This window comes from Photobacterium sp. DNB22_13_2 (assembly GCF_052873915.1).
Genome location: NZ_JBNNXU010000001.1, coordinates 697,051 through 718,082, shown reverse-complemented (window position 1 = coordinate 718,082; position 21,032 = coordinate 697,051). Strand labels below are relative to the sequence as shown.

General features: G+C 49.2%; 18 protein-coding genes. 10 read left to right on the top strand and 8 right to left on the bottom strand.

Annotation, left to right across the window (positions count from 1 at the left end):
• Window positions 1-184: 184 nt before the first annotated feature.
• Together ACVA58_RS03060 and ACVA58_RS03055 are read right to left on the bottom strand one after the other, a co-directional pair.
• Window positions 185-898 (bottom strand): DUF3379 domain-containing protein, encoded by a 714-nt coding sequence (locus ACVA58_RS03060; RefSeq protein WP_446508962.1) that lies wholly within the window; start codon window positions 896-898, stop codon window positions 185-187.
• Complete coding sequence (locus ACVA58_RS03055) at window positions 891-1,457, bottom strand: sigma-70 family RNA polymerase sigma factor (RefSeq protein WP_446508961.1); 567 nt, start codon at window positions 1,455-1,457, stop codon at window positions 891-893. Before ACVA58_RS03055 ends, ACVA58_RS03060 begins: the two co-directional genes overlap by 8 nt.
• A 620-nt stretch (window positions 1,458-2,077) precedes the next feature.
• On the opposite strand from ACVA58_RS03055, the gene fadI reads away from it, so the two are divergent.
• The gene (fadI, locus tag ACVA58_RS03050; protein ID WP_446508960.1) at window positions 2,078-3,388 is read left to right on the top strand and encodes an acetyl-CoA C-acyltransferase FadI; all 1,311 of its coding nucleotides are present in this window, start codon (window positions 2,078-2,080) and stop codon (window positions 3,386-3,388) included.
• Window positions 3,388-5,502: a fatty acid oxidation complex subunit alpha FadJ gene (gene fadJ, locus ACVA58_RS03045; RefSeq protein ID WP_446508959.1), complete on the top strand. Its 2,115-nt coding sequence runs from the start codon at window positions 3,388-3,390 to the stop codon at window positions 5,500-5,502. The genes fadI and fadJ overlap by 1 nt, the downstream gene beginning before the upstream one ends.
• 642 nt (window positions 5,503-6,144) lie before the next feature.
• Here fadJ and ACVA58_RS03040 read toward each other — a convergent pair.
• Window positions 6,145-8,910 (bottom strand): insulinase family protein, encoded by a 2,766-nt coding sequence (locus tag ACVA58_RS03040; protein WP_446508958.1) that lies wholly within the window; start codon window positions 8,908-8,910, stop codon window positions 6,145-6,147.
• A 326-nt stretch (window positions 8,911-9,236) separates the two neighbouring features.
• Here ACVA58_RS03040 and sixA point away from each other — a divergent pair, with 326 nt between their 5' ends.
• A complete protein-coding gene (gene sixA / locus ACVA58_RS03035; RefSeq protein WP_446508957.1) occupies window positions 9,237-9,710 on the top strand; it encodes a phosphohistidine phosphatase SixA in 474 nt (157 codons plus the stop codon).
• A gap of 104 nt (window positions 9,711-9,814) precedes the next feature.
• On the top strand, window positions 9,815-10,177 hold the full coding sequence (locus ACVA58_RS03030; RefSeq protein ID WP_255043658.1) for a hypothetical protein: 363 nt from the start codon (window positions 9,815-9,817) through the stop codon (window positions 10,175-10,177).
• A 137-nt stretch (window positions 10,178-10,314) separates the two neighbouring features.
• Here ACVA58_RS03030 and smrB read toward each other — a convergent pair whose 3' ends face one another.
• Window positions 10,315-10,845, bottom strand: a complete 531-nt coding sequence (gene smrB, locus ACVA58_RS03025) for an endonuclease SmrB (RefSeq protein ID WP_446508956.1) — start codon at window positions 10,843-10,845, stop codon at window positions 10,315-10,317.
• Window positions 10,846-10,898: 53 nt separating this feature from the next.
• On the opposite strand from smrB, the gene prmB reads away from it, so the two are divergent.
• On the top strand, window positions 10,899-11,831 hold the full coding sequence (gene prmB, locus ACVA58_RS03020; protein ID WP_446508955.1) for a 50S ribosomal protein L3 N(5)-glutamine methyltransferase: 933 nt from the start codon (window positions 10,899-10,901) through the stop codon (window positions 11,829-11,831).
• A gap of 147 nt (window positions 11,832-11,978) precedes the next feature.
• Here the strand turns inward: prmB and queC are convergent, their stop codons facing one another.
• Both queC and ACVA58_RS03010 read right to left on the bottom strand, forming a co-directional pair.
• Window positions 11,979-12,677, bottom strand: a complete 699-nt coding sequence (queC, locus tag ACVA58_RS03015; RefSeq protein WP_446508954.1) for a 7-cyano-7-deazaguanine synthase QueC — start codon at window positions 12,675-12,677, stop codon at window positions 11,979-11,981.
• 198 nt (window positions 12,678-12,875) lie between these two features.
• Window positions 12,876-13,943 carry a PLP-dependent cysteine synthase family protein gene (locus ACVA58_RS03010; RefSeq protein WP_446508953.1) on the bottom strand — a complete coding sequence of 356 codons (1,068 nt, stop codon included), beginning with the start codon at window positions 13,941-13,943 and terminating at the stop codon, window positions 12,876-12,878.
• Between the two features lie 144 nt (window positions 13,944-14,087).
• Between ACVA58_RS03010 and ACVA58_RS03005 the strand changes: the two genes are divergently transcribed.
• From ACVA58_RS03005 to ACVA58_RS02995, 3 genes are all read left to right on the top strand, one after another.
• Window positions 14,088-14,549 (top strand): Lrp/AsnC family transcriptional regulator, encoded by a 462-nt coding sequence (locus tag ACVA58_RS03005; protein ID WP_446508952.1) that lies wholly within the window; start codon window positions 14,088-14,090, stop codon window positions 14,547-14,549.
• A gap of 217 nt (window positions 14,550-14,766) precedes the next feature.
• A complete protein-coding gene (locus ACVA58_RS03000; RefSeq protein WP_446508951.1) occupies window positions 14,767-16,506 on the top strand; it encodes an ABC transporter transmembrane domain-containing protein in 1,740 nt (579 codons plus the stop codon).
• Entirely contained in the window at window positions 16,506-18,326 is a 1,821-nt protein-coding gene (locus ACVA58_RS02995) for an ABC transporter transmembrane domain-containing protein (protein ID WP_446508950.1), read from the top strand. The genes ACVA58_RS03000 and ACVA58_RS02995 overlap by 1 nt, the downstream gene beginning before the upstream one ends.
• A 60-nt stretch (window positions 18,327-18,386) precedes the next feature.
• On the opposite strand, the gene tesB is transcribed toward ACVA58_RS02995, so the two are convergent.
• Window positions 18,387-19,253, bottom strand: a complete 867-nt coding sequence (gene tesB / locus ACVA58_RS02990; RefSeq protein ID WP_446508949.1) for an acyl-CoA thioesterase II — start codon at window positions 19,251-19,253, stop codon at window positions 18,387-18,389.
• Between the two features lie 141 nt (window positions 19,254-19,394).
• Between tesB and ACVA58_RS02985 the strand changes: the two genes are divergently transcribed.
• Window positions 19,395-19,814, top strand: coding sequence for a YbaY family lipoprotein (locus tag ACVA58_RS02985; RefSeq protein WP_446508948.1), 420 nt, complete (start codon window positions 19,395-19,397; stop codon window positions 19,812-19,814).
• Between the two features lie 27 nt (window positions 19,815-19,841).
• On the opposite strand, the gene ACVA58_RS02980 is transcribed toward ACVA58_RS02985, so the two are convergent.
• Window positions 19,842-20,147 carry an MGMT family protein gene (locus ACVA58_RS02980; protein WP_446508947.1) on the bottom strand — a complete coding sequence of 102 codons (306 nt, stop codon included), beginning with the start codon at window positions 20,145-20,147 and terminating at the stop codon, window positions 19,842-19,844.
• A gap of 76 nt (window positions 20,148-20,223) precedes the next feature.
• Here ACVA58_RS02980 and ACVA58_RS02975 point away from each other — a divergent pair, with 76 nt between their 5' ends.
• On the top strand, window positions 20,224-20,958 hold the full coding sequence (locus ACVA58_RS02975; RefSeq protein WP_446508946.1) for a hypothetical protein: 735 nt from the start codon (window positions 20,224-20,226) through the stop codon (window positions 20,956-20,958).
• Window positions 20,959-21,032: the final 74 nt, after the last annotated feature.

The window sequence follows — 21,032 nt, the reverse complement described above, 5'->3', positions numbered from 1 at the left end:
GTGCGGGGTTAACAATCAGCTAACGAGTGTATGGTAAAAATGGTAAGAAGAGGGAGCAAAAAAGTTAAAATATGCAACGAAGCTAACACTTTCCAATCAGTATGCTTATGCCAAATAAAAAGCCGCAAAAGCATTGGTCAAGTTTATGCTTTTACGGCTTTGAATTGTAAAATGTAAGGGAATGTTAGATTTCCCAGTTTAACTCATTGCGAAGCGTGGTCGCGACAGGCGAGACATCTTGGCCTTTATCTCCGACTACAATCAGGCTGGCATTTCTTACTGGTACTACAACCCCTTGCATTGACTGGTCGTTAAACGGTGTCATGTCGGGAGATTTTTCGGGAACCACAAACACGGTTACTTTGCCTTGGGCGGTATCCATTACCATGTGAAGGGCATTTTTATCGCCAAATCCACAATGGTTCACATAGTAAACATGGCCAGGGATATCGTTAAAGGTTGAACCAAAGGGCGTTAACTTGGCATTAACCTGACTGAGTGTGACCGACTCATCGATACCGTCAATGAAAGGAGCTTCAGCGCGAACATGCTCCATCGCGATCTGGGCGATTTCCAGTTGTGGATTGCTGGTACCGATGGCTTGATTGTACTGACCGATAAATAAGCCAAAGACAAATGCAACGGAAGCCGCCAAGGCGACCAGCGTGCGTGGCTTGAAACTTGTTGGGCTCGGTTGACCTGATTGGTGGAACAGGATTCGATCAGCGAGGTCGTCGGGAACATCGATTTTCATCGCCTGTTCCAGTTTATTATCGAGTTGTTGTAATTCGTCTGATAGCTTCCGGTTGTTGATTGACGCGTTTCGCGCTTCAGCCAGATCCTCGCTATTGTCGAATGGATCAGCCAAGAGTCGGCGTCGGAATTCTAGATCATCCATTTTGCTGCCCCCCCCGCTCGGTGTGTTTTTCTAGTTGCTCTTTGAGTTGGTTTCTGGCACGGAACAAGCGCGTCATCACGGTGTTGCGGTTCAGACCAAGGATATCGGCAATTTCATCCCCGCTAAAGCCCGCCATTACCTGCAATACTAACGGTTCCCTGTATTCCGGAGCCAGTTTCATTATCTGCTTGCGTAGCATTTGTTGCTCCAAATCACTTTCACTGCCATTTTGCTGGGTATCTGCAATGGCATAGTCATCGATATCAACCAAATCGAGCTGCTTGCGTTCGAACCGTCGGGCATTCTCCCGGCGCAGGATTGTAATCAACCATGATTTGGCGGCGTTATCATCTTGGAGGCTATCGAGGGAGCGCCATGCCCGCAAACAGGTTTCCTGAACCAAGTCCTCCGCAATATGGGGGTCATGGCACAACCAGTAGGCGTAGCGGTAGAGATCCCGATGCCAGGCCCTTACAAGGGCTTCGTATCGTCTTTGCTTATTCATATCCACAGAGACCGAGGCATCAGGCTTTTTCTTTCGAAAAAATGACTTAATCATAAAAGTGTCCATGTCATGCGGAAAACTGCCGTTAAAAGAGGGGGTATTTCTGCAATTATCCGCTGATTCATCCAATAATCCGCATTAAAATTGATCTGGTTCAAATTGTGACTTGGTGAGAAAGCTATAGTAGTCACGTCATCTGATATTGAGCTTTGTGACTCGTACAGTGGATTTTGTACGTAAATAAAGATCAGTATCTGTTGAGCAAGATGACAACTTCCTTTTGAAGGCTGACTTTACTTTCTCCTATCAGGCTTGCCTGATTTGCAATTGGCTTTATGTTAATTGACTTACTATCTTACATGGATTGCTTTCCGTGTGAATTACAACCATACCGTTTCGGTATGGTTTTTTTTTATCTTAGCAAAATGAATCCCACCTACTTCCTTCATGTCTTAATTGATAGCTAAGTTTTTCACTTGTCGTCAAATTATTCTTTTCTGCGCGCATTTTCACAATGTCGTTATACCTATAATGCATCTGGTGCCATAGAGATCCCACTTTTTAAACATTTGTTTGATTCTGATAACAACTGCATTACAATTGTTGTGGTCAGACCTCTAAAGTAGATTCTGGGGCATGCTTCCCCGTACCCGACATATTAATAAGGAGTAGCGATGACACGTCTCCAAAAGCTCACCACCTCTCAAGGTGAGCGCATCGCCGTTGTAAGTGGATTACGTACCCCCTTTGCTCGTCAGTCGACCGCGTTTGACGGCGTATCGGCATTGGACATGGGTAAAATGGTTGTTAGTGAAATGCTCCAGCAGGTGGATATTGATCCCAAGCTGATTGAGCAGGTGGTATTTGGCCAAGTGATCCAGATGCCTGCAGCCCCGAACATTGCCCGTGAGATTGTACTGGGAACCGGCATGGACATTGGTACCGATGCATACAGTGTGACCCGTGCCTGTGCAACCAGTTTCCAAGCGGCAGCCAATGTGACAGAAAGTATCTTGTCGGGCACCATTGATATTGGTATCGCTGGTGGCGCTGATTCGTCGTCGGTATTGCCTATCGGTGTGTCTAAGCATTTGGCTGCAACATTATTGGCGCTGAGCAAAGCCAAAACCATGAGTAAGCGTTTAAAACTGCTCAGTAAGCTCAGCGTTAAAGACTTGATGCCGGTACCACCTGCGGTAGCCGAATACTCAACGGGCTTGAGCATGGGGCAGACCGCCGAGCAGATGGCAAAAAGCCATGGTATAACCCGCCAAGAGCAAGATGCCCTTGCGCATCGCTCGCATACCCTTGCCGCACAAGCTTGGCGCGATGGTTTGATCCAAGACGAAGTGATCACTGCTTTCCCAGAACCTTACCGTCAGTGGATCAACAAGGATAACAATATTCGCGAAGATTCCAGCCTTGAGTCGTATGCCAAATTACGTCCTGCTTTTGACCGCAAGTTTGGCTCAGTCACTGCTGCCAATGCAACGCCGCTGACCGATGGTGCTGCCGCGCTGTTGCTAATGCGAGAGGGCAGGGCAAAAGAGCTAGGCCTGAAGCCGCTTGGCTATATCCGCTCTTATGCGTTTTCGGCGATTGGCGTAGAGCAAGACATGTTGATGGGCCCATCTTATGCGACACCGATGGCGTTAGAACGCGCCGGTGTGACTTTGCGTGATCTTACTTTGATAGATATGCATGAAGCCTTTGCTGCCCAAGCGTTGGCCAACGTCAAGATGTTTGGTTCGGCGCAGTTTGCCAAAGAAAAACTGGGTCGAAGTGAAGCCATTGGTGAAATCGATATGGATAAATTCAATGTCCTCGGTGGTTCGATTGCCTATGGTCACCCATTTGCCGCAACTGGCGCGCGGATGATCACCCAGACCTTAAGGGAGCTTCAGCGCCGTGGTGGTGGCTTAGCTTTGAATACTGCCTGTGCTGCTGGTGGCCTTGGTGCCGCAATGATCTTGGAGGCCGAATAATGACTGAACAACAATCTGCATTCACTTTATCTTATGCCGATAATGGCATTGCTTGGCTCAAAATTGATGTGCCCAATGAGAAAATGAACACCCTGCAAGCACAGTTTGGCGAGCAAGTCGGCAAGGTGCTAGAAGAGCTGAAGAGCAAAAGTGATCTCAAGGGGATGGTGGTTTATTCGGGAAAACCCGATAATTTTGTCGCCGGTGCGGATATCCGTATGTTGGCGGCCTGCACCACTGCTGAAGAGGCTGCATCGCTAGCTGAGCAAGGTCAAAAACTGTTTGCTGAACTTGAGAGCTTACCTTTCCATACCGTGGCGGCGATTCACGGTCCTTGTTTAGGCGGTGGGCTTGAGCTTGCTTTGGCGTGTCATAGCCGCGTTTGTTCAGATGATGATAAGACCCGACTTGGTTTGCCTGAAGTCCAGCTGGGCTTGTTACCGGGATCTGGTGGTACACAGCGATTACCTCGTTTGATTGGTGTCGCAAGCGCGCTGGATATGATCCTGACCGGTAAACAGCTTCGTGCCAAAAAAGCCAAGAAGTTAGGTGTGGTGGATGAGGCTGTACCGCTGAGTATCTTGTTGGATATTGCTGAGAAGCAAGCACTTAAACCCAAGCCAAAGCGTCAGCTGTCGCTGCAAGACCGTGCGATGGGCGGTAATGCGCTAGGACGCTCTTTGGTGTTCGAGCAGGCCGCCAAGAAAACCCACGAGAAAACCCGTGGTAATTACCCGGCAGCCGATGCGATTTTGGATGTCATCAAGTTCGGCTTGCAAAATGGCATGACCAAAGGTTTGGCCCGAGAGGCAAAACTGTTCGGTGATTTGGTGATGACATCGGAATCGGCCGCATTGCGCAGTATCTTTTTTGCCACAACGGCGATGAAGAAAGAGTCAGGTTCGGATGCCAAGCCGCGTTCGATCGGGCATGTCGGTGTGCTTGGTGGTGGGCTTATGGGCGGCGGGATCAGCCATGTCACGGCTTCTAAGGCGGGCTATCCGGTACGTATCAAAGACATTAACAACGACGGTATTCTCAATGCCTTGTCGTATAACTACAAATTATTGGATAAAAAGCGCAAGCGCCGGATCATTAGCAAGGCCGAGCTGCAAAAGCAGATGTTAAGTATTGCGGGCGGGATTGACTACACCGCGTTCGACCGTATGGATGTGATTATTGAGGCTGTGTTTGAAGATCTTGGTCTTAAGCATCAGATGGTCAAAGACATTGAAGCCAACACCAAGCCCGAGACGATTTTTGCTACCAACACCTCATCGCTTCCGATCCACCAGATCGCCGAAGCGGCAGAGCGCCCCGAAAATGTAGTCGGCTTGCATTTCTTCAGCCCGGTAGAAAAAATGCCATTGGTCGAAGTGATCCCACATGATGGGACATCAGATGAAACGGTGGCCACTGTGGTTGCTCTGGCGAAGAAACAAGGTAAGACACCGATTGTGGTGGGTGACAAAGCCGGTTTCTACGTCAACCGGATTTTGGCGCCGTACATGAATGAAGCGGCACAAGTGCTGTTGTCTGGGGAGCCGATTGAGCATCTAGATACAGCGTTGCTTGATTTTGGTTTCCCTGTTGGTCCTATTACCTTACTTGATGAAGTGGGCGTCGATATTGGCGCGAAAATCATGCCGGTATTGGTCGGTGAACTGGGCGACCGTTTCCAGGGGCCAGATGTGTTCGACAAACTGCTCAATGATGGTCGTAAAGGGCGTAAGACAGGTAAAGGTTTCTACTTGTACGATAGCAAGAAGAAAGCGGTCGATAAGAGTGTCTACAAGCTGTTGGGGCTTAACCCTGAAAAGAAAACAGATGCCGAGGGGATTGCCATACGTTGTACTCTGATGATGCTCAATGAAGCAGCACGTTGTTTGGATGAAGGTGTTGTGCGTTCAGCACGCGATGGCGATATCGGGGCGATTTTCGGTATTGGTTTCCCACCATTCTTGGGTGGCCCATTCCGCTATATGGATCAGCTTGGTATCAAGCAGGTCGTCGAGCTGTTGATTGATCATGCAGATAAATATGGTGAGCGTTTCAAGCCGTGTCAGGCACTGGTGGATATGGCTGAAGCGGGGCAGAGCTATTACTCTGCGTAAAGCGCCTGCTAGTCTGTAAAAGTGTAGAAATGTAAACCCTTATCAAAGCCAGCTGTCTTCTCAGCTGGCTTTTTCGTTTTTGCCGTCAGAGATCTTGTACGGGAAAGAATTTCACGATACGCAAGCGAAAGCGGGGCTCGAAAAATTTAGGGCGTAAGAAGTGGTAGGTCAGCATCATAGATAACATACTTACAAACATATTTAATCCAGAAATAAGTACTATTGACGTAGTTGCCAAAGCAACAAATATAAATGCGTGGAAGATGATATCCGCTTCGTGATGAGCTAAAGCACTGTAGCAGTTGGAACATGTAAAGTAGTCATCATATTTATACAGTGAAGGTACTTCTAATTGTTGTTGGCAATGTGGGCAGTGCTGGCTCATGGTGGTGGAACTCCTTCACTTATCTCGTTTAAGGTGATTGCTTATACATGGATAAGACGACCGATAAGAAGGATGATTCAGTTTTTCGTCACAAACCGCTACTGAATAGTTTTGAGAAATTGTTGCTCGGTATGCGAATTGCGGTGAAAAATTATAAAACAGATAAAATCAGCAAAATATTATATTGCAACTGCCTGAAATAAAACAAAACCCGGTAAATCCGGGTTTTGAGTTTTTGTTTAGAACAAAGTGACGAATCAGTAAGCCCCTTGCTGGAACTCATCGATTGAACCAATAGGGTTACCGATTTCCAGTGGGTCCAAATTACTGTGGGCTTGTCCTTGGCAGTGCATCACTATGCGGTTTGATGTGCGTGGCTTAACCACATCGACAATAAACTTCACCATGTCAGCCCGGCTGATATCGTCCAAGGCCTCTATCACCTTTTGTCGCTGATTGAACTCGGCATCTTTGTTACCAATGCTGACCCAGAAGCGCTGGGCACGGGAGCGCAAGTTAGTATCCGGCTCCGAAATTTGTGCAATCAATCCTTGTTTACTGGCTTGCCACTGGGCTTCGTTGAGCTCAAGCAGGACCAGTGCAAAGGCATTGGTAAACTCATCAATAGCCTCAAGTAATTGGGTAGGCGCAGCGACCGGTGACTGGATATATAAAATTAATCCTGGGTGGCGGTTAAGCGGTAAATTGGCAGTGCCCACCATGTAGCCTAGTTGCTGGCGAGTACGTAGCTCATGGAAGAACGTTGTCGACATCAGGTGATTGGCCAAGGTGTAGATTGCAATCTTTCTTGGCGTGGTTTCACGTGACTGGTAATACATCAGCAAGGCTGAGTCGGCGTGATCGCAGCTGACTTCATGGCTGAGGGTGCCAGAATCGCCCAATCTGACCAAGGGTCTTTGGGATTCACCATAGAGCTGGTCGGTAACTCGGAAAGCATCCTTGAGGGTTTCAGCCAGAGCAATGGCATCCTCTTTAAGCCAGTTGCCATAGACAAAGGTATCGATGTGAAGCTCGGCAAACATCGCCTCGACAAAGGCCGGAAGTTCGTCGACCTCAATACTTTCAAGGGCTTCGAGTAAAACAGGATAGGGTGGGTTATTGGGCTGCAACACCCCGGTCAGGGCATTAAACAGCTGTGAAATCGGTTTGTCCTGCGCGGCATTGCGCCAGTTGCGCAACATCTGGGCTTTGATGTTTTTGAACCGCTCGGGATCGAAGTCACGGTTGGCAAAGCGGTCGAGCAGCAGCTTAAGCAGTAGTGGCTGCTTTTCACTGAAACCGGATAGCTGCAGAGTTACCCCGCCCTGATGGGCATAGAGGTTGTAGGACATGCCAGCAATTTCTGCCGGATAGGCCGACTCATTGATTGCATCGAGCAGCATTTCGACACAAAGCCGAGTCTTGACGATATTGCGCGGAGAGTTGACCGCATGTGGGCTATCAATAGCCACATAGACGATGCCTTTCGGCACTCGGAATTCATGTTCTTGTTTGTGCCACAGGCGAAATCCCGGAAGATCTTGAATCAGCTGCGGAGGCTCGGCGGCGTTATCGGCGAGCGGATGCGGATCCGGTTTTTCGCACAGGTAAGGGTTTTGCTCCGGCAGCTGTAATTTCGGGTCGCTGCCAGGCGTTAGCCAGTTGGCCAATTGTTCGTCGGTGAACGGTTTGACACTGTATGGCGTGTGGTACCACTGAGCAACTTTGTCATTGTCTTGACCTTGGGCAACCAGTACCAGACGCATGTTTTGCGGCGTAAGTTGTCCAAGGAAGGAAGCAATCAGCGCTTCGTCATAGGTCGCCATCATATAATCGCCATAGATAATATCATCAGGCGAGTAATGCAGTAGGTTCATCACCAAATAGCTGACGGTGTCGAGTGGTCGGTTTTTTTCCTGATAGCGGAACGCCATATCCAGCACGGTTTTTTTCTCGGCAAAGCGCCATTCATCCAGCCCTTGCTGGCGGATCTGCTCGATGTACTGGAAAACAGTTGTGACAATCTCGTCAACGTTATCAAGCCCATTGGGCGTGAGGTTGAGGCCGATGGTAAACTCACGGAAGTTACTGCCACTAACTCCGCCACCAGCCGCAAGTGTATTGATATAGCCCCTTGATTTTAATAGTGACATCAAGCTGCCACTGCCTTCGTTCCCCAGCAGGTGCGCGATGTAAGAAAGTGGTTTCTCACGGTAGTACTGGTCGACGGCCGGAAGGGTAAACGACAGGGTGAGTTTGCGCACTTCTTTGATCGGGTCTATGGTGATGAACTTGGCTTGTTCGCTCTCTGTTACCAAGGGGACGGCAATGGCTGGTTTGGCTAAGCCGGTATTGGGTATGTCACGGAAGAAGGTCTGGGCATAGGCTTCCAGCTCCTCCAGAGACTGCGGTCCCAGCAATACTAACCCCATCAGGCTGGCACAGTAATGGGTTTGATAGAAGGTAATGAGCTCGTCGCGGACCGATTGGTCGTTACGGTCTGCCAACGTGGTTAGATCGCCGACCGAGAATTTGGCGAATGGGTGTTCGGGGTTGATCGTTTCCTTGTGAACCTGATACAGCCGGCGAACATCGTCTTTGAGCTTTAGCTTATATTCTGAGTCGACAGCATTACGTTCTTTGTCGACGGCTTCCTCATTGAATAACGGAGCCGTAAAGAATTGGCCAAAACGGTCAAGTCCTTCGCTGAAGGTGTGGGGGCTTACTTCGAAGAAATAGGTCGTATTTTCGGTGCCTGTCCAAGCATTGTTGCTGCCACCGCTTTGGTTGATGAACGTTTGGAACTCACCCACGCGTGGATATTTTTCGGTACCGAGGAACAACATGTGCTCAAGGAAATGCGCCATACCCTGACGATCAAGTGGGTCGTCAAAGTGGCCGACCTTTACCGACAGTGCAGCCGCTGAGCGCGGGGCTTCAGCATCATGGACCAGCAATACTCTCAATCCATTGGCAAGGTTGAGGTAGCGGTATTGCTTCAGGTCATTAGGACTTGTATGCACAGGAAAAGCCTATTTTTCAAAGGAAAGTAGACTAATTATGACGCTCATTAGAAAGGGTGGCAAATTTAACCCATCTTTATTTGCCAATAAACAAAAGGTTAGCTGACAGATTTTCCACGCTGGTCACGGAACATTCACAGGGTGAGCGGGATCGCTGTTTTCCCCATGCGTTACTTGCTAGCATAGCCCGACGTACGTCTATTTGGTTGCTGATAGGTTGCCAAATAGACGGATAAGTAAGCCTTGAGTTTGATCGTTCTCTTGCCATTAATAGTAATAATAATTAGGTGTGAGATCGGGTATCAGACTGTGATATTGGAAAAATTATGCGAATTTATATTATGCGTCACGGTGAAGCCCAGCACTTTGCAGCCAGTGATGCAGAGCGCCCGTTGACCGACAGGGGAGCTGCCCTCTCCGAGCAAATGGCAACCCAACTGGCTGGCCAGTTCGACAATGATCTGGATATGGTCTGGGTGAGCCCTTATTTGCGTGCGCAGCAAACATGGCAGTCCATGGCTTCACATTTGCCGACACCAAAGCGGGTCATGACGGTTGATGAAATTACCCCTTATGGTGATGCCGAAGATGTTGCCTCCTACATTAAAGCTGTAGTCAGCATTGAGCAGCCGAAGAACCTATTGGTCGTTTCACACCTTCCTTTGGTGGGATACCTGACGTCGGAAATGGTCCCCGGTCTGCAGCCGCCAATGTTTATTACCTCTTCCATTGCTGCCATTGATTACCAGCCTGACAGTGGCAACGGTGAGCTGCTGTGGCATACCAATCCAGAAGGGTAAGGTAGTCTGATATGCCCCCGGAATTCTTTGCGGAAAATCCCTAAGGTTTTTCCGGGCGGCGCCGATACAAGAGAAAGTTGTATTCTGTAGTCGTAGACCTTCTGATGAAAGCAAAATTATCCCTTGCGATGGGTGTCGCACTGCTTGCTGGATGTGTGCAAATGCCGCCAGCTCCAAGCATTAATGCCAATGGAGCCATTAAATGGGCCAATGGTATCACCGAAGAAATGCACATTTCAGCGTCAGGCAGTACCCTGACATTTGCTGCACCGCAAAGCCTATTTAATCCCGGCGGGATCACCATTTTCTCGCGGATAGACAGTGCTCGTAATGGCAGTTGCGAACATTATTACAGTGAGCAGGCGGTCAAGACACGACTGAACATCTGTGGCAGTGGGGAAGTTACCCTGATAGCGGAAGGCCAGGTGATCAACGTCGGTGCACTGGCGAGGTTCAACTACGGATAAGCGTGGCGAATTGAGTTTTGCAGGAAGGGGGAGAGTGTTGCCAGACATTGGCGAGAGGATGCTCTCCCCGAGAACTATTGCCAATACCAATCTACATAAATACTTGAACAACGACTTATCCAGATTGGTATAAGACATTACCTTTCCGGAATATCCAGCAGTACCAGTAGAGCACCATTCCCGCCAAATTCTAATGGTGCCTGATGGAAAGCCATCACATCAGGGTGCTGTGCTAACCACATCGGCGCTTTCTGCTTTAGGATATGCTTGCCGATGCCATGCATGACACAGCAACAGGACACCTTTTCCTTGATACAAGCGGCTATCATAGCGGCTAGTTCACGCTTGGCTTCTTGCTGCGTCATTCCGTGCATGTCCAGGTACATATCCGGCACGTACACCCCACGGCGTAATTTTTTGACCTCATACTTAGAGACACCAGTACGGGCATATTGGGTCGGGCCATTCTCATTGAGATGAGGTTCAAACTCGTCAGAGAAGTAAAACTCGTGATTTTGTGTCTCTTTTGCCGAGAGTTTCGGCTTATCACTCTTTGGACCCTGTCGGCGAGGCGTGATTATGGTATCATTGGTGATCTTTTTTACGCCCTTAACCGCTTCCTGGAAGAGCATCAGATCATCGTCCAGGTTAGTATCTTTTTTGCTCATAGTGAAATTCCAACAACTTTATAGCGGTATTGTAGCGCCATTCGGAGTCTATTTTGGATAAGATTTTTGTCGACGAAGCTGTCAACGAACTTCATACATTGCAGGACATGCTACGTTGGACGGTTAGCCGTTTCAATGCTGCCGGTCTTTTTTATGGTCACGGTACAGACAATGCGTGGGACGAAGCCGTTCAGCTTGTTCTGCCAACAGTATACCTACCTCTTGACGTCCCTTCGGAAGTGCGTCATTCACGCCTGACCAGCAGCGAGCGTCACCGTATTGTTGAGCGAGTGATCCGCCGTATCAACGAACGCACTCCTGTTGCTTACTTGACCAACAAAGCGTACTTCTGTGGTTTAGAATTCTTTGTCGACGAGCGTGTGCTTGTGCCACGTTCGCCAATCGGTGAGCTGATTGAGAACTTCTTCGAACCGTTCCTCAAAGAACGCCCGACTCGCATCATGGATCTGTGCACCGGTTCTGGCTGTATCGGTATTGCTGCGGCCCATGCATTTCCGGAAGCTGAAGTCGATGTCGTTGACATCTCGACCGATGCGCTGGCGGTTGCTGAGCAGAATATTCAGGACCACGGTCTGGAGCAGCAGGTGATCCCACTGCGCTCTGATTTGCTGCGTGATGTGCCGAAAGACCAATACGATCTTATCGTGACCAACCCGCCATATGTTGATCAGGAAGATATGGACAGCCTACCGGATGAGTTCCGCCATGAGCCTGAGCTGGGCCTTGCTGCGGGTACCGACGGTCTGAAGCTGGTTCGCCGTATCTTGGCCAACGCGCCGGATTACCTGAAAGAAGACGGTGTGTTGATCTGCGAAGTGGGTAACTCGATGATCCACATGGAAGAGCAATATCCGCATATTCCATTTACCTGGATTGAGTTTGAAAACGGCGGCCACGGCGTATTTATGATGACCCGTGAGCAGTTGCTTGAGTGTGCTGATGAGTTTGCGTTGTACCGCGATTAATTAGCCTCATTCTCACAGTTACAAAAAATGCCGCCAACCGAAAGGTTGGCGGCATTTTTATTGCTAGGCTGGGGTAGTGTTGATTCTTCGTTGCCAGCCAGCTATGAGCAATTTCTTTGCAAACATGTTCAATGCAGGTTCTGACTATTAAGCGGTACCAGCCTGTTGCTTAGATTTTAGCTCTGCCATGATGTCGGTTTGGTTGGCTTGATAGTCATCAAGACCGGCTTTGCGCAGATCGCATGACGGGCAGTCACCACAGCCATCACCAATGATACCGTTGTAGCAGGTTAGGGTTTTCTCTCGGACGAAGTTGAGTTTACCGTACTGGTCGGCCAGCGCCCAAGTTTCAGCCTTGTTGAGCCACATCAACGGGGTTTCAATTTTCAGTGCTCGATCCATTCCCAGTACCAGCGATTGGTTCAGTGACTTGACGAATTCGTCACGGCAATCCGGGTAGCCGGAAAAATCGGTTTCACAAACACCGGTGATCACCGCTTCGGCACCGATCTGGTAGGCATAAATACCGGCAAGGGTCAGGAACAGAATGTTGCGGCCAGGAACAAATGAGTTTGGTAGGCCATTTTCCTGTAATTCGTGGGAGACAGGGATATTGTCGCGGGTCAGGGAGCTGATCGCGAGTTCATTGAGCAGGCCCACATCCATCACTTTGTGTGCTTTAACACCCAATTCTTTACAGACAGATTCAGCCACTTCGATTTCCAGCTTATGACGCTGGCCATAATCGAATGTAATGCAGTGCACTTCATCATAATGGGCCATGGCTTGGATCAGGCAGGTCGTGGAGTCTTGGCCGCCACTAAATACAACTACGGCTTTGCGCATGAAAAATTTTCCTATGTTGTTGTCGTACCGAAAAACAGTCGGTAGGGACTACCCCTTATTGAAATTAAGGATAGGCCAACAGCAGGTTCTCTATTGGCAGGCTCATGCTACCGCAGCAATGGCAAAGAAAAAAGCGTTGTGATGAAAAGCCGCAGTTCTTGTTAGTCATCGCTGCGGCTAGATGAAAACAGGGGGGAGTTAGCTTAGCTTTCCGGTTTGCTCAAATGTCTCGAGCTGGGCAAGGTAGCTACTGATATCGCCAATGTTGCTTTCAACCCATTCATTATTGAAATAGGTATCGAGGTAGCGTTCACCACTGTCACACAGCAAGGTAACAATCGAGCCAGTCTCGCCGCGAGCTTTCATTTCACAGGCGAGCTGTAGCACACCATAAAGGTTGGTACCGGTCGATGCGCCAGCCTTGCGGCCAAGCAATTTTTCCAACCAGTGTACCGTGGCAATACTTGCAGCATCAGGAATGGTGCGCATCTCATCGACTACGTCAGGAATGAAGCTCGGCTCGACCCGTGGCCGGCCAATTCCCTCGATGCGGCTGCCGCAATCACCGGTCAGCGAGGTATCACGGGTTTTGTAGTACTGATGGAACACTGAGTTTTCTGGGTCAACCACACAAAGCTTGGTCGAATGCATTTGGTAGCGGATATAGCGGCCAATGGTTGCAGAGGTGCCGCCGGTTCCTGGACTCATCACCACCCAGCTTGGGATCGGGTGCTCTTCGAGTTTCATTTGGTCGAAAATACTGTTAGCGATGTTGTTGTTGCCTCGCCAGTCGGTGGCCCGCTCAGCATAGGTGAACTGATCCATGTAGTGGCCATTGAGCTCTTTCGCCAAGCGGCGGGATTCTTCATAGATCTCGCTTGGGCTGTCGACGAAATGCGCGCGGCCACCGTAGAACTCGATTTGCTCGATTTTCTTGCGTGCGGTTTTACGCGGTACGACGGCAATAAACGGCAAGCCAAGCAAACGGGCAAAATAGGCTTCTGATACAGCGGTACTGCCAGAAGAGGATTCAATGACTGGAGTATCTTTGCTAATCCAGCCATTACACAGAGCAAACAGGAACAGCGAACGAGCCAGGCGGTGTTTGAGGCTACCGGTTGGATGGGTGCTTTCATCTTTTAGGTAGATATCAATCCCTTCCAGAGAAGGAATGTCCAACTTGATCAGGTGTGTATCGGCTGAGCGTTGGAAGTCGGCTTCAATTTTGCGGATCGCGGTGTGGATCCATTGTGGGTCGTGGCTCATGGGAGTTCCTTTTACGCTGTGTCTGACTATTTATATTATGGTGATAATGTATGACGAAGAGCAGAAAAAAACTTTATCAATATTACTCCCAATCACTTAAAATAGAGAAAATTTTTCTAAAACTTATTTTTTAGGTGAAACAAATTGGCTAATCTAGACAAAACAGATAGAACGCTTCTTCGTTTACTGCAACAGGATGGCACATTGGCCTTGGCTGAGTTGGCTGAAGCAGTGAACCTGACTACCACACCGTGTTGGAAGCGACTTAAGCGGCTTGAAGAAAGTGGTATTTTACGCCAGCGGGTTGCCTTGCTTGATCCGGTAAAACTCGGCCTATCGTTTACTGCTTTCGTGCAAATCAAAACCAGTAATCACTCCAAGGAGTGGTACCACAAGTTTGTCGACACGGTATCCGATTTCCCCGAAGTGATGGAGTTCTACCGCATGGCCGGTGAGTATGACTACATGATGAAGGTACAGGTAGCCGATATGTCCGCTTTCGATCTGTTCTACAAGAAGCTGGTCAATAGCATCGAGGGGCTGACCAATGTCACGTCGACATTTGCCATGGAGCCACTGAAGTACACCACCGCTTTACCGGTATAGCGATTGTGTCGGTACAGCTATTCTGCCGATACGCATATTTGCCTCCATATGATGGTGACTCGCTCCCTATATTTCAGTGCTTTGGAATGTGAAGAGATAAAAATCAGGATGAAATACCAAATCACAAAATTAGCGTTATAAGTAATTGAAATAAAAAAGAAGAAGACAGCATAATATCACTCGCAATTAAAGGGTGACACGGCAGGGAGGGGGATAAATGCAAATATTTTGGCAGTTAAGGTGGTATTTCCGACAGCAATGGCGGCGCTATGGTGGTGCCATTGGTATTTTGGTCCTTGTCTCCCTGTTTGAGCTGTTACCACCCAAAGCGATCGGCTGGATTGTTGATGATGTTGTCAGCGGAAGTATGACGCCTACCGTGATGCTTGGCTGGTTGATGGGTTTGGCTGTCGTTTGGCTGGTGGTGTATTTTCTGCGGATCATCTGGCGTTGCTGGTTATTTGGCGCGGCGCATGAGCTCGGTACCGTGCTTCGTAATCGTCTGTATCGCCACTTTTCATCCCATTCCCCTTCCTTTTTTGAACGCTATAAAACGGGCGATTTGATGGCCCGTTCAACCAATGATGTCAATGCGGTGGTAATGACTGCCGGCGAAGGTGTATTGACGGCTGCTGACTCTCTCATCACAGGGATTGCCGTATTGTTTGTGATGACCACCTTCATTAGCTGGGAGCTAACGATCTTGGCATTGTTACCGATGCCGCTAATGGCGGTGGTCGTTTTCTTCCTCGGCCGCCAGTTACACAGTCGATTTTCTTTATCACAGGCGGCATTTTCAAGCCTGACGGACAAAACTCAGGAGAGTCTCAATGCGGTAAGGATGATCCGCGCCTTTGGGTTGGAAAATCGTCAGCAACAAGATTTTTCTGGAGTGGTCGATGATGTGGGTGAGAAAAACTTGGCAGTGGCGCGAGTGGATGCCAAGTTTGATCCGGTGATTCAAATTGCCATTGGGATGTCTTTTTTTCTCAGTATTGCCGGTGGTGCCTATCTGATCAGCCAACAGAGGTTGACGTTAGGTGAGCTGACGGCCTTCACCCTATATCAGGGTCTGATGATTTGGCCAATGTTGGCGATGGCATGGTTGTTCAATATTCTTGAGCGCGGCTCGGCGGCATGGAACCGGTTGGCTGATATTTTTGATGAAAAACCGGATATTGTCAGCGGTGAGCAGGCGCTTGATCGTCACTATCAGCCCCTGAAGGTAGCGATTGATACCTTTTCCTGGCCTGGCCAAACTCAGCCTGCGCTGGATAATGTCCATTTTACCCTGATGAGTGGCCATATGCTGGGTATTGCCGGGCCTATCGGGAGTGGTAAATCGACCTTGCTGTCGTTGCTACTGCGACAGCAGGAACTCGAGGATGGGCAGATTTGCTATGGTGATGTCGCGCTCAAGCAGGCGGATCTTTCTCAGTGGCGTAGCCGGTTTGCCGTGGTGAGTCAGTCACCTTTCCTATTCTCCCGCTCCATTGCTGACAATATTGCCCTTGGTAAGCCGCAGGCCAGTATGGAGGAAATCCGTGCAGTGGCCAGAGTGGCCTGTATTGACGACGATATCATGCAGTTCCCAGAAGGTTACCAAACGCAAGTTGGCGAAAAAGGTATTACTTTATCGGGCGGTCAGAAACAGCGTATTGCAATTGCTCGTGCGTTGCTGCTGGAGGCGGAGATTCTGGTTTTGGACGATGCGCTGTCAGCCGTCGATGGTAAGACGGAGCACCATATCCTCGCTAATTTGCGCGGCCAGAAAAAGCGGACGGTGATTGTGATTGCCCACCGTTTAACGGCACTAGAAGAGGCGGATATGACGTTGGTTCTTCATCAGGGGCGGATCAGTGAACAGGGTGATCACCGCAGTTTGCTGGCTCAGGATAATTGGTATGCGGAAATGTACCGCTATCAAAAATTAGAGCAGGCGATGGAGGACGCATAATGGAAAAAGACACCATAAAAAGGTCGACGTTTACTCGCTTGTTACACTTCGCGTTGGCGGATAAGAGACAGTTGACGGCGGCAATGGGTTTATTGTTCTTGGCTTCTATTGCAGATGTCTCGGGACCATGGTTGATCCAGCATTTTATTGATAACAATATTGCCAAGGACAGCTTTCCAACGTTCGAGTTGGTTATGTTGGCAGCGGGCTATATCGGTTTGATGTTCGCCACGGCATGGTTGCGGTATTTGCAGGCATTGCGATTCAATGAGCTGGCGGTTGGGGTCGTACAGACGGTACGTAAACAGCTATTTTCGCGGATCATTAACCAACCTCTGTCAGCTTTTGATTATATGCCGTCAGGTAAGTTGATCTCACGGATCACTAATGACACCGAATCGCTCAAGGATTTTTATGTGCATGTTATTGGTACGGCACTTAGGAATATCACTTTAATCCTGGTGATGCTGGTGGCTATGGCGTTGTTGAGTTGGCGTCTAACATTGGTGGTGCTGGTGTTGTTACCTATAGTGGTCGGTATCATGGTGCTCTACCAGCGTCGTAGCTCGGATGCCTATAGAAAAATGCGAGACTTGCTGGCTGATATCAACGCCTCGATGAGTGAATCGATTCAGGGTATGAGTTTGATCCAGTTGATGCGACAGGAAAAAACATTCTACAGCCAATTTTCTGAACTGACAGACAGTCATCTGGAAGCGCAGCAAAGTGTTGTCAGGCTTAATGGCATCATGCTACGGCCGTTGATCGACGTTCTTTCTGGTGTCGCCTTGCTCTCTCTGGTGGCGTTGTTTGGGGTGAGTGGCGTCGAGCTTATTGGCGTCGGGGTCTTATATGCCTTTATCAGTTATTTGGGGCGAGTGACCGAGCCATTAATTGAGCTAACCCAACAGCTGTCATTGTTGCAGCAGGCGTTGATGGCCAGCGAGCGTATCTTTGGATTCATTGACGCCGAGCAACAAGGGTATGGTCGTGATACTGCACCGTTGACCTCTGGAAAGCTCGAATGTCGTCGGATTGACTTTAGCTATGATGGTAAGCAGCCCATTCTAAAGGGGATAGATGTGGCAATGCCGCATCAGGGGTTCCTGGCCTTGGTTGGGCATACCGGTAGCGGCAAGAGTACTCTGGCTTCGTTGATGATGGGCTTTTACCCGGTGTCGAAAGGTCAGATCCTTCTTGATGACCGGCCGCTGGTAGGCCTATCCCATGATGTATTGCGTTCTGGGATCGCCATGGTCCAGCAGGATCCGCATATTCTCAGTGCGTCGGTACGGGAGAATATCACCTTGAGTTGTTGCTTGGATGACGGAACCGAGGACGATTCCATCTGGCAAGCTCTGGAAGCGGTTGGGCTTGCTGGGCAAATCCGCTGTTACCAAGGCGGCTTGGATACCCAGTTGGGCAGTGGTGCTGCGAACCTGTCGGCTGGGCAAAAACAATTATTGGCACTGGCAAGAGTATGGTACCGCAAACCGAGAATCCTGATCCTCGATGAAGCAACGGCCAACATTGATTCAGGTACCGAGCGCGATATCCAGCAGGCATTGAACAAGCTGCGTGGTGATATGAGTGTGGTTGTGATAGCCCACCGTTTATCGACGGTGATGGAAGCCGATGAAATATTGGTGTTGCACCACGGAGAGGCGGTTGAGCGAGGGAAACACCATGAACTGTTGGGGCAGAACGGCTATTACCGTCAGATGTACCAGCTACAGCAAGCTGGTGAGCACCTTAAGCAGCTGGAAAGTGAAAGTGGTGACACCCAAGTACCCAGTGCCGAAAAACAAGAGGCGGGGTAAGCCGCCTCTTAAGTTTGTATCTTGTCAGTGGCTTGCCAGTGAACATTGACGACCGGCGGACTATTTGCTCCCGGTATGGCGCATCAAACCTTCCTGTACCGCAGAAGCCACCAACTCCCCTTTTTGGTTGTAGATCTCACCGCGAACTAAACCTCGAGCATTGCTCGCCGACGGGCTGTCGATCGCGTAGAGCAACCATTCATCCATACGGAAAGGGCGGTGGAACCACATAGAGTGATCAATGGTTGCTACCTTCATCTGGGGATTGAACAAGCTGACGCCATGGGGCTGTAATGCGGTGACCAAGAATCCCCAGTCAGAGGCATAGGCCAATAGGTACTGGTGGACACGTGGGTCGTCCGGCATCTCGCCATTAGCCTTGATCCACAGGTACTGTTTGGCGTCGGTTGGCTTCGGGGCGAGAGGGTTAATCACATTGACCGGACGGACCTCTATCGGGCGATCGCAACCAAAATGCTTCACGGCGCTTTTAGGGAGTTTGTCGGCGAGTGACATCACCAACTCTTGCTCCGACATCAACCCTTCATACGAAGGCGCTTGTGGCATCGGTGACTGGTGTTCGAAGCCTTTTTCTTCAGCTTGATAAGACGCCGTGATATAGAAGATTGGGCGGCCGAATTGAATCGCTTTTACCCGACGGGTGCTGAAACTGGCACCGTCACGTAGGTTTTCGACATCGTAAATAATGGGTTTGTGTGGATCTCCCGGTCGCAAGAAGTAGCTATGAAACGAGTGAACCTGACGATCTTCATCGACGGTCTCTTTCGCCGCTGAAAGGGCTTGGCCAAGGACTTGGCCGCCATAGACTTGTGGTAAGCCCAAATGCTCACTTTGTCCACGGAACAATCCTTGTTCAAGCTGCTCTAAATGTAGCAGAGTGAGAAGTTCATTCAGTTCTTTGCTCATTGGGACTCCATAAATAATGTTATTATTAAGCGCTGTGAGGAGTGGAACAATCATTCCTAATGAATGGATGATCATTCAGTTTAAACGTGAGTTCAAGTGCTTGTCACACAAGAAAATGACAGTTTTGCTTTAGGAGAGACAATGAAAAGGGTTTTGGCACTGATATCGGCATTAGCGATAGCGCTGGTCGTATCGGCGTGTACCAGTTTGATCGAACAAGATGCAGACTTGGAAGTAGTGAAGGGAACCTTAACCTACAAAGAGCGTATAGCATTACCTGATAATGCCCGTATTACCGTGACGCTGGCGGATGTATCTAAAATGGACGTTGCTGCGGAGGTACTGAGTAGCCAGGCTTTTTTGGCCGGTGGCAAACAGGTGCCGTTTGAATACCAGTTAAACTTTTCTCGCCAGGAAATTGTTCCTAACCATACTTATGCTGTCAGTGCTCGTATAGAATTGGATGGCAAACTGCTGTTTATCACCGATACGGCTAACCATGTGCTGACCGATCAGTTTGAGTCTACTTACAAAGACTTGGTGTTGATAAAGGTGAAGTAATTTCTAGATGCCGCCCACTCGGCGGTATTAGATCCCATCCCATCGATATTGTTTCAATTTAAGCCGTCCGGCTTCGCTCACCTCGACTCCTTCATCAATTAATTTACGGCGTTGGCGTTGTAAATCATGTCCCGTCAGGGAAATTTCCCCTTTTGAATTCACTACTCGGTGCCATGGCAGGGTTGAACCTTCTGGCAACGTCGCCATCAGGCGACCAACTTGGCGTGCATATCCAGGAAAACCGGCGAATTTGGCAATATCGCCATAAGTTGTGACTTTTCCATGTGGAATTTGGTGAACTTGGGTGTAGATTTGCGCTGAAAAATCATCCATATTTATACCTGTACCAAACAAACCTGATTGCTGGATATGGTATTACGGTTATCAGAGAACGCAAGGAGGTGCTGCCATGTTGTATGCCGCGTTACTTGTTATGGTCAGCATAGCGTTGACCATTGTCGGAGTCAGTGGATTGGGGCAAAGCCAAGGAGAGCTGCCTGCATTGGCCCTTGCCATACCCGCCTTATGGTTATTACCACAAGGTGGCGTGTCTGCCTGGCTATTATTAATTGGCCTAGGTACATTCGGTATTGTTCTCCCTGAACAACCCATTGCCTTATCGGTGAGTGTCTTTATGATGCTGCCGGTTTTTGCTGTGAGTTTCTCTGCAAAGAGTTCTTGGCAACTAGCTGCATTGTTGATCTCCATCGTCCTTGCTATGGATGTTGGTCTGATGGCTCTGCAAGCTGAAGGTAAGCTAGAGGGTAGTCCTATCTACACCATCATTCAGATCCTTGCTGTCGGCGTAATTTGGATAGCTGCACGCAGTTGGCGGCCGGTAGAAGGGAATACTTGGTGGCCGCTGTTTTTGGTGGTTCCGCTTTGGGTCGGTGGTTTAGCCCATGCTGCACTGGTTGCCCTTTGTGTCACCGGGTTAATTGCTTCCCTGCAGGGGATGTCAAAAAGCAAACTCAGCGAGTGGGTACCCCGGATGATGTGGATCCTCCCTGCTGTCGGTTTTGCCACCTTGGTGTTGGTGCCATGGTTTGACGTGCCGAATCCGATATTGGTTGCTTGGTTGTTGGTACTGGGCGGGGCATTGTTGGGTGAGTACTTGCTGGAAGACCCGGAAGAAGAGCTCTAGGACTAAGCTAACTGTGTGAAAATAGGGAGCCTTGACCAATAAATCAGCAGTCGGTTGGTAATCTGCTAGTGAGC